The organism is Enterococcus sp. (assembly GCF_032555305.1).
GTDB lineage: Bacteria > Bacillota > Bacilli > Lactobacillales > Enterococcaceae > Enterococcus_A.
In genome coordinates this window covers 115,530-131,320 of the sequence record NZ_JAWGOQ010000002.1, presented here as the reverse complement: position 1 = coordinate 131,320, position 15,791 = coordinate 115,530, and the positions used below count along the sequence as shown (strand labels likewise).

Sequence of the window (15,791 nt, the reverse complement as noted above, 5' to 3'; positions counted from 1 at the left end):
AAGATTTACATTGGTAAAGCCATAAATAACAATGCCGCTAAAATAGCACCGATGATTGGACCAACGACTGGCACCCAAGAATAGCCCCAATCTGATCCGCCTTTATTTGGGATCGGCAGAAACGCATGTGCGATCCTCGGACCAAGGTCTCGAGCAGGGTTGATGGCATAACCTGTGGTTCCACCAAGTGATAGTCCAATAACTAAAATCAAAATACCGACAGCGATTGGATTTAAGCCATCACCGAATTTGCTCATGCCAAAGGCTAATAAAGCAAACACCAACATGAAGGTTCCAATGATTTCACTGATTAGATTGGCACCCAGGCTGCGGATCGCAGGTCCTGTTGAGAATACCCCTAAGATCGTCGCCTGATCTTTGGTTTCTTTCCAATGCGGATAATAATGAATGTATACTAGAACCGCACCGATAATTGCACCGATCATTTGTCCGATAATATAAGGGACGACCATATCCCAGCCAATTTTTCCGGCGATCCCCATGCCGATCGTTACTGCAGGATTCAAATGTGCAAATGACATATAGCCTGCCGCATAAGCACCGATTGTAACCGCAGCGCCCCAACCTAGGGTAATCGCTATCCAGCCAGCTCCTTCCGCCTTCGTTTTTCGCAAGCTCACACCAGCTACGACACCATCACCCAATAATACTAAGACCATCGTTCCAATAATTTCACCAATTACCTGCGTTGACATACTCGTGTCCATAAACTCATCCCCTTTAATTTTTGTTACTATATCAGCCGCACAGTAAATTTTTTCTCTCATAAAAATTTAGTTGCGCTGTGCAGCTGACTTATTCACTTATTTTTCTTTAGGTTGATGTTTATATTGCATCGTTGCTTGTACTGCTTCTTGCCAGCCAGCGTAAAGATCGTCTGTTACATCTTTATCCATTGCAGGTTCGTAGCGTTCACCTTCAGCACCAAACTCCTTAATTTCATCGACGTTTTTCCAATAACCAACAGCTAAACCTGCAAGGTATGCCACGCCCAGAGCGGTTGTTTCAAGATATGGCGCGCGCTCTACTGGTGTTTGTAGGATATCTGCTTGGAATTGCAGCAATAGATCATTTTTCGATGCTCCGCCATCAACACGTAATAACTTAATGTCGGTGCCTGAATCCTTATTCATCGTTTTAACAACATCCGCTGTTTGATAAGCTAACGATTCAAGGGTTGCACGAATGAAATGCTCTTTCGTCGTTCCACGAGTTAATCCGAAGATTGCCCCCCGTGCTTGTTGATCCCAGTAAGGTGCACCAAGTCCAGTGAAGGCCGGAACTACATACACATTTTCACTGCTGTCTACTCGTTTCGCGTAGTCCTCAGATTGCGGAGCTTTTTGGAACATTCTCAATCCGTCACGCAACCATTGAATCGCAGAACCAGCAACAAACACACTACCTTCTAGGGCATAAGTCACTTTTCCGCCAATGCCGTAACCAATCGTGGTCAATAATCCATTTTCGGAAAGGATAGGTTCTTCCCCGGTATTCATAACGATGAAGGCCCCAGTTCCATAAGTGTTCTTAACCATTCCTTTGTCAAAGGCTAATTGTCCTACTAATGCAGCCTGTTGGTCACCCGCCATACCAGCGATGGGAACCTTATTTCCATAGAAATGATAGTCAGCTGTATAACCATAAACTTCTGAGTTAGATTTTACCTCTGGCAGAATTTCTTTCGGAATATCCAATAGATCCAAAATTTCTTGATCCCATTGAAGATCATAAATGTTATACATCATTGTCCGACTGGCGTTTGTATAGTCAGAAACATGTACTTCTCCACCCGTTAATTTCCAAACGAGCCAAGTGTCGATCGTACCAAATAGTAATTCTCCATTTCTTGCGCGTTCACGTGAGCCCTCAACATGATCTAAAATCCATTTCACTTTTGTTGCTGAGAAATAGGAATCAATCAATAGTCCAGTTTTTTTCTGGATCATTTCTGAATGACCTGCCTCTTTTAAATCATCAGCGATGCCACTTGTTTGTTTCGATTGCCAGACGATCGCATTATAAATTGGCTGTCCTGTTTCTTTGTCCCAAATGACTGTTGTTTCACGTTGGTTCGTAATTCCGATTCCTTCGATTTGTTCTGGTTTCAAGTTGCCTTCAATTAATGACCCTGCGATAACTGATTGAACCGAGTTCCAGATCTCATTTGCATCATGTTCTACCCAGCCCGGTTTTGGAAAATGCTGTGTAAATTCTTTCTGTGAAGAACTTACTTCCTTGCCGGCTTTGTCGAAAACGATTGCCCTGCTTGACGTTGTTCCTTGATCGATTGACATGATATAAGACTCCATGTTCCCACTCCTTTTTATATTATATTTGGTGCTTTTTTAAATCCGTTAATTGGGTTTCACTAATCTGTTTATCTAGTTCTAATTGGTAAGCATTTTTTGTATTCGTATCCCAACCAAAATAGCCGGCCATGGCATCAACGACAGCGTCTTTGATCTCCATTAAGCGATGGCTGATAAACAGCATATAATTGGTCCGGCGTAATAAATAGTCCACCGGGGTTAACGTCATCTCCGCTTCCATTGCGTAGCGTAATGACATTGATTCAGCCAATGACAAGCCTTCAAACGTGCCTTGATCCTTCAACGCAAATACTTTTTCCGCATTCGAGCCAAACAGATCAGCAATAAATTTGGCATCATCAGGACTCAAGCCTAGATTCTCACCTTTTTTCGCAAGGGCTTTCAATTCTTCATCAACACTTGCTGGATTAATCTCGCCACCAGAAACTGGATATTTTTCTGAATCGATAAGTTTATACTTACCATTAGGCAGCAAACCAATGATTTCCTTCATTGCACCTGTTGCCATCAAACGATAGTCTGTCAGCTTCCCACCAGATAAAATTAAGAGGCCGTCTTCAGCAATCGTCAAATCACTGCCGCGGGAAACGGCTGAAGGATTGTCTTTTGGTTCTTCCTTCGCCGCATCTGTGATAGTTTTTTCTACCTCCGGCCGAGATTGCTTGCCAGCATCATAATCTTTGGCGGCATTGATAATTTTTTCGAAGTTTTCGTCGCTTATTTTTTCCTTCTTTGTACCATTATAATCGCCGCCTGCTTCACTAATCAATGGTCTCAGACCTGCCCAAGCAGCTTCTATATCATTGATCGACAGATTCGCATCAGGATATCTGCGATTCACGATTTTTAGTAAATAATCAACATCAGCTTGTTCCACTGTTGGATGATTGAAGTCGCCTTGGTAATCTGTATCCGTCGTTCCAAAATAGGTTTTGCTCTCTCTTGGAATAACAAAAATCATGCGACCGTCATTTTCGCCGGTATCAAAATAAGTTGGTTGCGGGACTTTTAATTTTTCCCCGTCAACGACTAAGTGGACTCCTTTGGTTGGACGCATATGTGGTTTATGATCGATTTTTTTGTCGAGCTTATTAACGAAATCTGACCAAGGACCTGCTGTATTTATTACCAGTCTGCTGTCTATAGATACTGTTACATCATTCAGTATATCTGTAGCTTTAACACCTGAAACTTTTCCTTGCTCATCATGAATAATTTCTTCTACCTTCATTCGACTGACAGCAATTGCGCCGTCATCAACCGCTCGTTTGATATTTTCGATTACCAAACGGGCATCGTTATTGCGATAGTCCAAATACACACCGCCGCCTAGCAGCCCATCTGCCTCTAACTGAGGTTCACGCTCCAAAATTTCTTCTTTGCTCAACATATAGTTCGCATACTTGCCGCCTGTGATACCAGCTAAGTGATCATAAAGATCCATCGCGACTTTTACTGAAAACATATTGAAGGTTGATCCTGGCTCATCGAAGATCGGTAAAATCATTGGATCCGCCTTCGGAATATGTGGCGCAATGCCCTGAATAATCGCACGCTCACTGACCGTATCGGCTACTACTTCAACATCAAAGGTTTTAAGATAGCGGAGTCCACCGTGGACTAGCTTCGTTGATCTTGAGGATGTCCCTTCAGAAAAATCCTGCATTTCCAGCAAAGCGACCGATAATCCAGATGCTGCAGCCTGCAAGGCTACACCAGCCCCAGTGATTCCACCACCAATGATCACTAAGTCAAAGGGTTGCTCCCCTAATTTTCGAATCATTTTCGATCGTTCTCGAAAAGAAAACATACTAAACACCTCGCTCTTAATAATGAATTGTTTTTCTAAGTAAAAAAATAGTCTGATTGTCGCAACGCCTACCATCCAGATAAACGAAATGATCCTTGTCTAAATAAATCATTCATCCGATCCTATGCTTCATAATTTTCCTGCGAAGAACTGGACTGGCAACCTCGCTCTTAATAATGAATTATTTCTCTAAATAGAAAAATACCGTCTTACTCAATAGGTAGTTTTATTCAAATGCCTCTTGAAGTTAACATCTCCTTTTTTGATCGAAGAATAGTATTAATAGAACTTATAAAATCAGTGTATCATAACGAAAAACGCTTTCAAAAAATTTGGATTGTAAATTATTGCTCAATTAGTCCAAATGACTGTCATATTTTGCTTACATTGTTTTTTTTCATAACTATTCAGCTTTATTTCTAATATGCTGAACTATTTATATTGAAATAGATTTTAGTTGGTAAACTATTGAAGGCAGCTCCGCGGGGAGTTAAAATCTAACGACATAAAAAAGTGATCCTAAACGACGGATCCTGCATCCAATGAGACAAAAAATCTTGATTATGATTTGCAAAATTGTTAAACCAATTGAATTTCTTCTTTAATGACAGCACATCACAATATTGTGCTGTTTTTTTATTGAGTGTTCCTTTCTGCTTTTATAGTACGCTATACTTAAGCCAAAGCTTCTATAAGCAAGGAGGTTCCCATGAAAATTCTGGTTATTGAAGATAACGAACAAATCGTTGATGTATTGACGCGCTATTTGGATGAAGCTGGTTATGAAACAGCAGTCGCCTATGACGGAAAAGATGCTCTTCCCTATTTTGATCAGCACACAGTAGATTTCATTTTGTTAGATATCATGTTACCGCATGTTAATGGCTTAGAAATCTGCCAGCAGATTCGGGAAAAATCTACAGTACCAATCATTATGATCACTGCAAAAACAGAAGATGCCGATCGAATTTTAGGCTTGGAAGTCGGTGCCGATGACTATATTATCAAGCCCTTTTCACCTAAAGAAGTCCTTTCTCGAATAAAGGCTATCATGAGGCGGATTGATTTTGAAAAAGAATCAGCTGTGAAACAGTTATCACTAGGTTCTCTGCGGTTGCTTTTAGAAAATCGTCAAGCGATTGCGGGTGATAAACAAATAAAACTGACAAAAAAAGAATTTGAGTTGCTTGTTTTATTCGCCAAGTATCCGAATAAGGTTTTTACTCGTGATAATTTACTGGATGCTGTTTGGGGCTATGATTATTATGGCGATAGCCGTACTGTGGACAGCCACATTAAACGATTACGAGCGAAATTGAAAAAAGCTGGTATTGAAGATTGTCAGATTGAAACTGTTTGGGGTGAAGGCTATCGAATCGAGGGACCAGCATGAAGAAAATCACAACGCGGCTGATCCAGCAATTTGTTGGTCTATTACTAGCTTTTACTATCATGATTGCCTTTTTCTTTGGTATCTTGTTTGCCAAACAAACGGAAGATATGCATCAGGAAGAAATGACACATCGCAGCGAATTAATTAGTGAAACGTTATCTGGTTATTTTCAGTCTAATACACATCAAGGACAAGGTAATGCTAATGGTGAAGGAAACGGCATGGGAGGCTATGGGGCTTTTTTACGATTTCTCAATCAGATCGCTGGAGAAGATGTTTGGGTGGTTGATACTGAAATGAACGCCATTATCTCCTATCATCATGAAAATTCAGGTAATCAAACATCGCCGCCAGCTGAGGCAAAAAACTTAGTCAATACAACTTTCAAAACAAAGAAAATGCAGGTCGCAAAACAACGACGATTGTTTCAATTACAAGAATTAACAATCGCGACACCGATCATGACTAACGGAACAGTTCGTGGAATCGTCCTGATGCATTCAAAGGTCGATGCGATCCATGAAAACCAATTTGCTGGTTATGTGATTTTACTCTTTAGTCTGTTAGGATCTGTAATTGTTGCCACTATTCTCGCTTGGCGTTTGTCCAAACGATTTGTGAAGCCGATTGAATCAATGCGAGCATATACGAATAAGTTAGCCAATGAAGATTATAGTGAAACTCTTTCGATTCAGACGAAAGACGAACTACAGGAACTTGGCGATCAACTAACTCTCCTGAGTCAGCGTTTAGCAGAAGCAAAATCTGCTCGGGATCGAAAGGAACAATCAGAAAAAGATTTTCTTTCTCAAATCTCTCATGAACTGCGCACGCCGGTCATGGTGATAAAAAGCTCTTTAGAGGCGATCAATGATGGGTATATTGATGCAAATGAAGAAAAGGATTATTTAGCACAGCTTCTGAAGGAGAGCACAAGCTTAGAACGCTTGGTCAACGACTTACTTGAACTGAGTCGCCTGCAATCAACTGAGTTTCAGCTTCAAAAAGAGCCAGTCAACCCATTGGATTGTATTAATGATGCTGTAAGAAGCTACCGCATAGCGCTTAAGGAAAAGAATCAGGAAATCATTCTTGTTAATCGGCTTACTGAACCAAAAATGATCGATGGCGATTACATGCGGATTACACAGGTCATCAAGATTTTGTTAGATAACGCAAATAGATACTCACCTGAGCATTCGATTATCAAAATTGTTATTTCAAATAAAACTTCAGCCGTCGATATTTCTCTTTCTAACAAACTAACTGAGCCTATAAATGATACCACTCATTTATTTGATTCTTTTCATCGACAACAGCAAAATTATGCAACTGGAACCGGACTCGGTTTAGCAATTGCTAGACAAGTAATCCTGCGCCACCAGGGACAAATCGCTGCAGAAGCAGATCAAAATCAGTTTATGATAAAAATTCAGTTGCCCTCTCTCTAATTGCCATACTTTTGTCACAATCTCTTCTTATACTACAATTGAAAAGGAGGAGATCATTCATGGTCAAACACAAAAAAGGGCTAGTTTCTATTGCATTGATCTTTGTTGGATTGACGGGGTATGCGACATTGAAAACAGATGCCGCAACAACTGGACAAGGACTCCAAAATTTGCGCTATTGCACGATCAATAACATTTACAAAGTGTCGCGAGAAGATTGTCCTTTACGTCAGGATCGGATTCTTAATGGTTTGGATCAAAAAAATGCAAGACCGCAAAATGGTACAGGTGAACGAAGAGGTAATAGAAATTACACTGGCAATGGTAAGCAAGACGGAACAGGACCAAGACGAGTTGATGGATCTAGAGTTCCTGATTGTCCTAATTTTGAAGAAAAACAAAGTCAAAATGTACAAAATACCAGTACAGCACCAGTGACTGAACCAACTAATTATGGAACACAGCCGCAAGAAGGAACCGGAAATCAATACGGGCAGCAAAGTTTAACTCCACAACAAACAAATGATGTTGAACAGACTCAAAATGCGGCAAATTATCAAGCACAGCAAGCAGCCCAAGAGGCAGCGGTTCAACAACAGTGGCATCACCAGCAACAACAAAAAGCAGCAGCTCGCCAACAAGCCGCTCAACAACAGCAACAAGCTGCGGCTCAACAACAACAAGCCCAACAGCAGCAGGTGGCCCCGCGTGTCCATCATAATTACACAACCCAACAAACGAACGGACATCATGGAAATCGACACCATTAAAAATAGCCTAGCAAGATTCCAAAAGGAAATTTTGCTAGGCTTCTTTATGTCCAATCTATTTACTTATCTTTCCGTGCTCTCAAAGCTGATAATATCGAAACAGTATCGATCACTTCCTGCAGAGCAGCTCCTAATAATGCCGGAATCACACCAGTACTTGCAATCAACATCAAGACTACACAAATGACGATTCCAATCAACACTGATTGACGCGCGATCCGCATCGTATCTTGAGATAAGCGAACAGCTTCTGAAACTCGACTCAAATCGTCTTTCAAAATAACTGCGTCGGCACTTTCGCTTGCTGCGGTTGATCCGTGAGCCCCCATCGCGATTCCTATATCAGCAACAGCTAATGCAGGAGCGTCATTGACACCGTCGCCCACCATGATGCCTGGTCGATCCTCTTCATTTAATGCTTTTATAACGTTGATTTTTTCTTCTGGTAGACATTCTGCATGAACCTCTGAAATCCCTACTTTGCTTGCGATTTGATTTGCGATGGATTGATGATCTCCAGTCAGCATAATGGTTTTCTCAATTCCCATCGCATTTAGGGCTTTGACTGTAGCTGCGGACTCCTTGCGAACGATATCTGAAAACGTGATATAGCCAATATATTTCGCATCCAGAGACACATAAACAGCTGTTTGCTCACTATCCAACTCAACCGTTGAGCCGGCAAAAGAGGCTTTACCAACACGAATTTTCTTACCATTAACCATCGCTTGGATTCCTTGCCCGGTAACTTCTTCCAAGTTCGTTACTGAGAACAAATCAATATTATTATCTTTCGCGTAAGCAACTAACGAACGTGCTAAAATATGACTCGATTCTTGTTCGCCGCTAGCAGCATAGGTGATCAATTCTTCTTTTGAAAAATCCTCAGAAATAACTCGAATTTCCTCAACTGATAACTTCCCTTCTGTTAAGGTCCCCGTTTTATCAAAAGCAATACTTTTTGCTCGAGCCAATTTTTCTATTGTTGTCCCAGTTTTCACAACGATCCCATTACGACTTGAGCGACTCATCCCCGCAACGAGAGCCACAGGGGCTGCTAAGATCAAAGGACAAGGCGAAGCTACGACCAACACTTCCGCAAAACGAACCGGATCTTTTGAAACAAACCATGCAATACCACCGATTAAATACGCGATGATCGTAAATGGCACGGCGTAGCGGTCAGCTAAACGAACAAAATGTGCAGGCTTAGCTTCTGATTCTTTAACAAGCTTTACCAATGTTTGATACTGACTGTCCTTTGCGGCCTTTGTTACTTTAAATCGCAATGCGCCATCACCATTAATCGAGCCGGACATCAATTCATCATTGTTTTTCTTTTCGATGGGTTTTGATTCACCTGTCAACGAAGACTCATCAACAAAGGATTCTCCTGCCGTCACACGACCGTCAACCGGAACTAACTCACCAGGCTTCACTAAAATCAAATCACCGACCTGAACTTCTTCGACCGATACTTCAGTTAATTTTTCACCGTCGATTCTATGTGCGATTTGTGGCGAATTATCTAAGAGTGATCTCAGTTCTCGACTCGCTTGATGACTGGCATAGTCTTCCAAGCTATCTCCGCCTGTCAACATAATCAACACCATCAAGCTCGCCCAATATTCACCAACTAACAATGTAGCTACGATTGCGGTAATCGCCAATATATCTACACCGTATTTTCCTGACCTTAGCGTTTCAATCATTCCGATCAACATAGAGATCGTCATTATTCCGCCAATGATTGCAACTAACCAAAATGCTAAACGATCCTGATGAAAACCAAATTCCAAAACTAATGCGATGATCCCAATCGCTAAGGTTGATAAAAATTTCTTTGTATTACTCATTTATTTGCGCCTCCATCTGTCTTCATAATCAGATTAGCACTCTGATAAGCTAATTGAAAATGGAAACGTCTAAATGATAAAGATAATCATTAACAGCTTATATTTAATACACACATATTGTAATTATTATAGTCTGAGTTGAACTGAGATTTTTCATTTAACTTCATCTAACTTCATCATAGCCTAGTAATTTCCAGCAAAAAAAGCCGACTGACTGTCGACTTTTTTATTACTCTGAACGGTGATCTCGCAGTCGATAACCAACTCCGATTTCTGTAATTAGATATTCTGGTTTTAACGTGTTTTGTTCGATTTTCTTGCGAATATTTGACATGTTCACGCGTAATGTTTGAGAATCTTCACTGTATGGCCCCCATACTTCCGTCATCAGTGTTTGATACGTGACAACCTTGCCTAATTGACGAAACATCAAGGCTAAGATTCGATACTCATTCTTAGTTAAATGGATCTCTTGCTCATCCTTGTATACTAATTGCTTCTCGAAATCAATTTTCAAGGCTTTATTCTCTAAAACTGATACTGCGTCGGTTTGCACGTTTTTATGGCGAAGGGCTGTTCGCATGCGTGCTAGTAATTCATTTGTTCCAAAAGGTTTTGTGACATAATCATCGGCCCCCAAATCCAAAGCCTTCACTTTCTCTTCTTCATTATTTCTCGCAGAAATAATAATAATCGGCAAATGCATTCGCTTGCGCAAAATTTTCAGTAAATCGATTCCATCAATATCAGGTAACCCTAGATCCAACAATACCAAATCGATCGATGTTGTTTGAAAAGCAGTTAGTGCCTCCATTCCAGTCCTAGCGACCGTCAACTGATAGCGCTCCTGTCCTAAAATGACTTCCATAAAATCCGTAATATTGGGATCATCTTCAATCAGTAAAATTGTTGGTTTCATAAACATCCCTCACTTTAAAAATATTCTGACAAATGTCTTTCCATCACGAACAGTCATTTCCATAGTACCATTGTGAGCATGGATAATGGTTTTCACGATGCTCAAACCGATTCCCAATCCATTTTTCGAATCCACTGGCACTTCATTAATGCTTGTTAAATTTGTTTGAATCTTTTCGAACTGCTTCAATGGAATCTCACCATAGTTTTCAATTTCAAAGACAGTCTGTCCTTTTTCCTGATAAACAGTTAACTTTACTGGTTGATCTTTTTCACCATGACAAAGAGCATTCTCCACCAAATTAAATAACGATTGTTCAATCAAAATCGGATCTACTTGAATAAAGATGACATCAGCTGGCAATTGAAGTTCCACCTGTCCTTTTGGATAGACTTTTTTTAAATGTTGATAAACTGCTTCGATGATTTCTTCCACTGGCTCTGCTGATTTATTAACCTTCATTGTATCTATATTGATGCGTGTAATAGATAATAGATTCTCTACCATCCGAATCAACCATTGCGATTCGTCGTGAATATCTTTTAACAGTTTCTGCCGAGTTTCTTCCTGCAAATCACCGCTACCGCCTAGCGTTTCTGCAATTCCTGAGATAACCGTCAAGGGCGTTCGAAGGTCATGAGATACAGCTCGTAATAAATTGCTACGAACTTTTTCTCGTTCATTTTCTAACTCGACCTGTTCTTTTTCGTTCTTCAGTTCAGTTTGCTCTAAAATAACAGCAATTTGGGTCAAAACTAGCCTCAAATAATTCAGTTGATCGTTTTCTAAATCAAGTCCGGCATTGCGTTCGATTCCTAGTACTGCCAATGTTTTTCCGCTTACAATAATTGGTAGATAGAATCCTTTAGCCCCAATCAACGTGTCGGTGCCATTCCCTGCTTCTTTTTGATTATTAGCTGTCCAAAATGCTACAGCGGCTTCTTCCTTGGTGTTTAAAATTGACGATTTATCACCCACACAATGAACGCTTTCAAGCTTCGCTTGGCGATCAAACAAGATCACTTCGCGGTTCAATAAACGAGATAAGTAAGTGGCTGAAATGTCAAAAATCTGATTTCGACTATCGGCTAATACATATTGTTTATTTAATTCATAGAGGATTTCCATTTGGTGTTCTTTTTCCATAGAGCTTTCTGCTTGTTTTTTTAATCGAACCATTAAATTACTGATTAGGATGGCTACCAAGCACATGATTAGCAGAGTAATAGGATAACCTTGTTTATAAACAGTCAGCGAGTATAGAGGTTCAACGAAAAACCAGTTAAAGGACAGTACACTTAAAATAGAGGTAAGAGCACTCCAAAAATATCCCGATGTCATTCTTGCGACTAATAAAATGAAAAAGATGTAGATCAGCATCAAGTTTTGGTCACCAACATGGATGTATTGCATCAATTCTGTCACGATCGTCGCTAGAAATACGCCGCCTAGAGCAATTGCTAGGTCCTTCCCACCGCCTTCAATCACTTTACGGGTCTTTAGAAAGAACGATTGCTTCTCTTCATTAAAGGGAATCAAATGGAGTTCCGTGTCATTCAATCGTTTTAGTAACCGATCATCGAAGGCTTCAACAAAAACTTTTTCATACCATGGCTGTCGCAGATTTTTACCCATGATAATGTCTGTGACACCAGTCATTTTCGCAAATTCCACGATTGTTTCAAAGCTATCATCTTCTTCAATACTAATGACTTCTGCCCCCAGTTTTTCAGCCAGCGGAATATTTGTAGGAGTTTCTTCTTGGGTTCTGATTTGTATAACAGTCCATTCGGCTCCTAGGCCTTGAGCCAAACGTGCAGTCCAGCGAATTGATTTTTCAGTCATCTTAGGAAATCCATCGTTCACTACTGTCAGTAATTTACTCTGAATACCAATCGTCTTTCCGCTGATACGATTAATATGATCCGACGCTCGTTGAATCGCCAAGCCTCGTAGCTGATCGAGTTTCTGTGGGATAAAGAAGTTCTGCAACGCGCGTTTCGCATTTTCATTGGCATAGATCTTCCCTTGCTCCAACCGGTCGATCAGTTCATCTGGTTCCACATCAACCACTTTGATCGTGGCTTGCTGCAGGAACGTATCTGGAACAGTCTCCTTGACTTCGATCCCAGTAACCTCTTCGACAATGTCATTTAGACTCTCGATATGCTGAACATTGATCGTTGTAAAAACGTCAATTCCAGCATTTAGTAATTCATCTACATCCTGATACCGTTTGCGATTGCGAGAGCCTACCGCATTCGTATGTGCTAACTCATCGATCAACACGATCTCTGGTTTTTGCTGAATGATTTGATCAATATCAGGCTCAGTTAATACTAGTTGCTTGTATAGGATTTTTTTTGGTGCAATCTGTGGTAATCTCTCCAGCAACCGATTCGTATCAGGTCGATCATGAGGCTCGATATAGCCGACTGCAATATTTTTTCCAGTCATCAATAGTTCATGGGCTTCCGCCAGCATACTATAGGTTTTCCCAACTCCGGCGGCAAAACCAAAAAAAACTCGCAGTCGCCCTCTACGCCCATTCCCGATTTGATTATCTTCAATCCCTTGCATCGGTCAACTTCCTTTCCATGCACAATAATTCTCTAACTGGTAGAACAGTTAGAGAATCTCTTCCTACTTATGCTTCTAGTTTATCTAATGCGAGGTTTAACTGCAAAACATTGACATAATAACGATCTGAGAACCAATCCTTCCGGGCTTGTTGGTTGATCACTTTATGAACTGTTCGTTCAGATAGCCCCCGCACTTTGGCAATCCTTGCGATTTGAAATTCAGCTGCTGATAAACTAATATCAGGATCGACACCGCTGGCAGAAGCTGTGACTAAATCATTCGGTACATTTTGCTGCGTAGGATTTTTAGTTAATTGTTTTTTTATTCGTTCTTCTATTAGCATTTTTTGCTTACTAGATACAGGGGAAAGCTGACTGACTTTCTCACTGCGTCCCGAAAAGTACCCGTCCTGTTCAAAGGTCTGCCCAATCAGTTTTGAACCCACCAATTGATTATCCTTTGTTACTTGACTGCCATTAGCTTGGTCTGAAAAGAACAATTGACCAATACCAGTTACTAAAACCGTATAAAATCCACCGAAGACGACTAGGCTTAGAATCAGAAATTTCAAACTACCTAAAAGACTATTTTTCATAGCTCCTACTCCTCTCTATAAAATAATCATCGAAAGAATCACATCAATGATTTTGATAAAAATGAATGGTGCGATAATGCCGCCAAGACCATAGATTAACAAGTTATGTCGTAAAATTTGGCTGGCAGGCTTTTCTTGATACCTCACACCCTTCAACGCTAAAGGAATCAAGGCGACAATCACGACTGCATTGTAGATAACCGCCGACAAGATGGCAGTCAATGGACTTCCTAGTTCCATGATGTTCAGACGATCCAGCTGCGGATAGATACTGTAAAACAGTACGGGAATCACCGCAAAATATTTAGCGATATCATTAGCGATACTAAATGTTGTCAGAGCACCGCGAGTCATTAATAATTGTTTACCAATTTGAACGACCTGTAACAATTTGGTCGGACTGGAGTCTAAGTCGATCATATTTCCCGCTTCTTTGGCGGCCTGTGTACCGGTATTCATCGCCATCGCTACATCGGCTTGTGCTAACGCAGGAGCATCATTGGTTCCATCACCAGTCATAGCTACTAAGTGTCCTTTTTCTTGATAGTCACGAATCAGATTCATCTTATTCTCAGGTGTCGCTTCTGCTAGAAAATCGTCGACACCAGCCTCAGCTGCGATTGCTGCTGCGGTCAGCGGATTGTCTCCTGTGATCATGATGGTCTTAATTCCCATTTTACGCATATCAGAAAATTTTTCCTTCACGCCATTTTTCACGATGTCCTTTAGATAAACGACACCCATTACACGTTCGTTTTTCACTACGACTAGTGGTGTCCCACCGGCACGAGCGATCTTATCAACGATTTCATCACACTCAACAGGGTATTCTTTCCCTTTTGACTGAACATACTTTTTCATCGTATCAGCAGCACCCTTGCGAATTTCATCACCACGATAATCGATACCGCTCATTCGCGTCTTGGCGCTAAAATCAATGAATTTTACTTCTGTTTCCTGGAACTCCCTTTCCCGCAGATTAAAACGCTCTTTCGCTAGTATTACGATACTACGGCCTTCTGCGGTTTCATCAGCTAAGGAAGACAATTGTGCGGCATCAGCAAGCTGTTCTTCACTGATACCCTTAACTGGTAAAAATTCACTGGCGCGACGATTTCCTAGTGTAATGGTTCCTGTTTTATCTAGTAAAAGAACATCGACATCTCCTGCCGCTTCAATCGCACGTCTGCTCATAGCAATCACATTTTCCTTTGTCAAACGACTCATCCCTGCAATACCAATAGAGGAAATCAGCGCGCCAATGGTCGTCGGAGCTAAACAAATCAACAAGGCGATTACGATAATCATAGATAGTGTCTCACCTTTCCCTGATAACTGACTGCTAAAATCAGTAAAAGGTACGAGAGTGATAGAAACCGTTAAGAAGATAATCGTCAAGGTGATCAAAAAAATCTGCAAGCCAATCTCATTCGGTGTCTTTTTTCGTTGCGTTCCCTCCACCATCGCGATCATTTTATCCAGAAAAGATTGTCCATTTTCAGATGTTACGCGTATCACTAAATAATCGGAGACAACGGTAGTTCCACCGGTCACCGCGCTGCGGTCACCACCCGATTCACGAATCACCGGTGCCGACTCTCCTGTAATCGCACTCTCATCAACAGAGGCGGCTCCTTCGATCACATCTCCATCGGCCGGAATTTGTTCTCCCGCTCGAACATAAACCAAATCACCACGTTTCAAATCAGAAGAACGTAATTCAATGAAGTTTTCATCTTTGATATCTGCTAAACTTTTTATCTTGTAGGTCATAACTTCTTTTTTCGCTTGTTTTAAGCTGTCGGATTGCGCTTTTCCTCGACCTTCCGCAACCGCTTCAGCGAAATTAGCAAAAAGCAACGTCAGCCATAAAAAAATGGTGACCGAGATACTGAACCAAAGCGGCACACGCATCGAATAAAAACACAATACTGTCGTAATGATCGCACCGAGATAAACGACGAACATTACAGGATTTTTGATTTGTTGGCGTGGGTCCAACTTTTTAAAGGACTGACCGACGGCCCATTGATAGATTTTTTTCATTTTCACTCACTCCA

The 15,791-nt window shown here is 41.0% G+C and carries 11 protein-coding genes; 3 read left to right on the top strand and 8 right to left on the bottom strand.

Features of this window, described 5'->3' with window-relative positions; genetic code table 11:
• Positions 1 to 5: 5 nt before the first annotated feature.
• From E6139_RS02260 to glpO, 3 genes are all read right to left on the bottom strand, one after another.
• On the bottom strand, positions 6 to 728 hold the full coding sequence (locus E6139_RS02260) for an MIP/aquaporin family protein (RefSeq protein WP_316401421.1): 723 nt from the start codon (positions 726 to 728) through the stop codon (positions 6 to 8).
• A gap of 96 nt (positions 729 to 824) precedes the next feature.
• On the bottom strand, positions 825 to 2,333 hold the full coding sequence (gene glpK / locus E6139_RS02255) for a glycerol kinase GlpK (RefSeq protein WP_316401420.1): 1,509 nt from the start codon (positions 2,331 to 2,333) through the stop codon (positions 825 to 827).
• A gap of 19 nt (positions 2,334 to 2,352) precedes the next feature.
• Positions 2,353 to 4,164 carry a type 1 glycerol-3-phosphate oxidase gene (glpO, locus tag E6139_RS02250; protein ID WP_316401419.1) on the bottom strand — a complete coding sequence of 604 codons (1,812 nt, stop codon included), beginning with the start codon at positions 4,162 to 4,164 and terminating at the stop codon, positions 2,353 to 2,355.
• 709 nt (positions 4,165 to 4,873) lie between these two features.
• On the opposite strand from glpO, the gene E6139_RS02245 reads away from it, so the two are divergent.
• From E6139_RS02245 to E6139_RS02235, 3 genes are read left to right on the top strand one after another with little or no spacing between them, the layout of a single operon-like run.
• Entirely contained in the window at positions 4,874 to 5,557 is a 684-nt protein-coding gene (locus tag E6139_RS02245; RefSeq protein WP_316401418.1) for a response regulator transcription factor, read from the top strand.
• A complete protein-coding gene (locus E6139_RS02240; RefSeq protein WP_316401417.1) occupies positions 5,554 to 7,008 on the top strand; it encodes a HAMP domain-containing sensor histidine kinase in 1,455 nt (484 codons plus the stop codon). Before E6139_RS02245 ends, E6139_RS02240 begins: the two co-directional genes overlap by 4 nt.
• Positions 7,009 to 7,067: 59 nt before the next feature.
• Entirely contained in the window at positions 7,068 to 7,778 is a 711-nt protein-coding gene (locus tag E6139_RS02235; RefSeq protein WP_316401416.1) for a hypothetical protein, read from the top strand.
• A gap of 59 nt (positions 7,779 to 7,837) precedes the next feature.
• On the opposite strand, the gene E6139_RS02230 is transcribed toward E6139_RS02235, so the two are convergent.
• The 5 genes from E6139_RS02230 to kdpB all read right to left on the bottom strand — a co-directional run bounded on the left by E6139_RS02230 (position 7,838) and on the right by kdpB (position 15,777).
• On the bottom strand, positions 7,838 to 9,634 hold the full coding sequence (locus E6139_RS02230; protein ID WP_316401415.1) for a heavy metal translocating P-type ATPase: 1,797 nt from the start codon (positions 9,632 to 9,634) through the stop codon (positions 7,838 to 7,840).
• 229 nt (positions 9,635 to 9,863) lie between these two features.
• Positions 9,864 to 10,553 carry a response regulator transcription factor gene (locus E6139_RS02225; protein WP_316401414.1) on the bottom strand — a complete coding sequence of 230 codons (690 nt, stop codon included), beginning with the start codon at positions 10,551 to 10,553 and terminating at the stop codon, positions 9,864 to 9,866.
• Positions 10,554 to 10,562: 9 nt separating this feature from the next.
• Positions 10,563 to 13,133: a sensor histidine kinase KdpD gene (locus E6139_RS02220; protein ID WP_316401413.1), complete on the bottom strand. Its 2,571-nt coding sequence runs from the start codon at positions 13,131 to 13,133 to the stop codon at positions 10,563 to 10,565.
• Positions 13,134 to 13,200: 67 nt separating this feature from the next.
• Complete coding sequence (locus E6139_RS02215) at positions 13,201 to 13,731, bottom strand: potassium-transporting ATPase subunit C (protein ID WP_316401412.1); 531 nt, start codon at positions 13,729 to 13,731, stop codon at positions 13,201 to 13,203.
• A gap of 15 nt (positions 13,732 to 13,746) precedes the next feature.
• A complete protein-coding gene (gene kdpB, locus E6139_RS02210) occupies positions 13,747 to 15,777 on the bottom strand; it encodes a potassium-transporting ATPase subunit KdpB (protein WP_316401411.1) in 2,031 nt (676 codons plus the stop codon).
• Between the last annotated feature and the right edge of the window lie 14 nt (positions 15,778 to 15,791).

What these genes read in the sequence shown, in the direction of transcription:
- kdpB (WP_316401411.1), bottom strand. Translation starts at nt 15,777, where the DNA reads ATGAAAAAAATCTATCAATGGGCCGTCGGTCAGTCCTTTAAAAAGTTG.
- E6139_RS02220 (WP_316401413.1), bottom strand. Translation starts at nt 13,133, where the DNA reads ATGCAAGGGATTGAAGATAATCAAATCGGGAATGGGCGTAGAGGGCGA.
- glpO (WP_316401419.1), bottom strand. Translation starts at nt 4,164, where the DNA reads ATGTTTTCTTTTCGAGAACGATCGAAAATGATTCGAAAATTAGGGGAG.
- E6139_RS02225 (WP_316401414.1), bottom strand. Translation starts at nt 10,553, where the DNA reads ATGAAACCAACAATTTTACTGATTGAAGATGATCCCAATATTACGGAT.
- E6139_RS02235 (WP_316401416.1), top strand. Translation starts at nt 7,068, where the DNA reads ATGGTCAAACACAAAAAAGGGCTAGTTTCTATTGCATTGATCTTTGTT.
- E6139_RS02260 (WP_316401421.1), bottom strand. Translation starts at nt 728, where the DNA reads ATGGACACGAGTATGTCAACGCAGGTAATTGGTGAAATTATTGGAACG.
- E6139_RS02215 (WP_316401412.1), bottom strand. Translation starts at nt 13,731, where the DNA reads ATGAAAAATAGTCTTTTAGGTAGTTTGAAATTTCTGATTCTAAGCCTA.
- E6139_RS02240 (WP_316401417.1), top strand. Translation starts at nt 5,554, where the DNA reads ATGAAGAAAATCACAACGCGGCTGATCCAGCAATTTGTTGGTCTATTA.
- E6139_RS02245 (WP_316401418.1), top strand. Translation starts at nt 4,874, where the DNA reads ATGAAAATTCTGGTTATTGAAGATAACGAACAAATCGTTGATGTATTG.
- glpK (WP_316401420.1), bottom strand. Translation starts at nt 2,333, where the DNA reads ATGGAGTCTTATATCATGTCAATCGATCAAGGAACAACGTCAAGCAGG.
- E6139_RS02230 (WP_316401415.1), bottom strand. Translation starts at nt 9,634, where the DNA reads ATGAGTAATACAAAGAAATTTTTATCAACCTTAGCGATTGGGATCATC.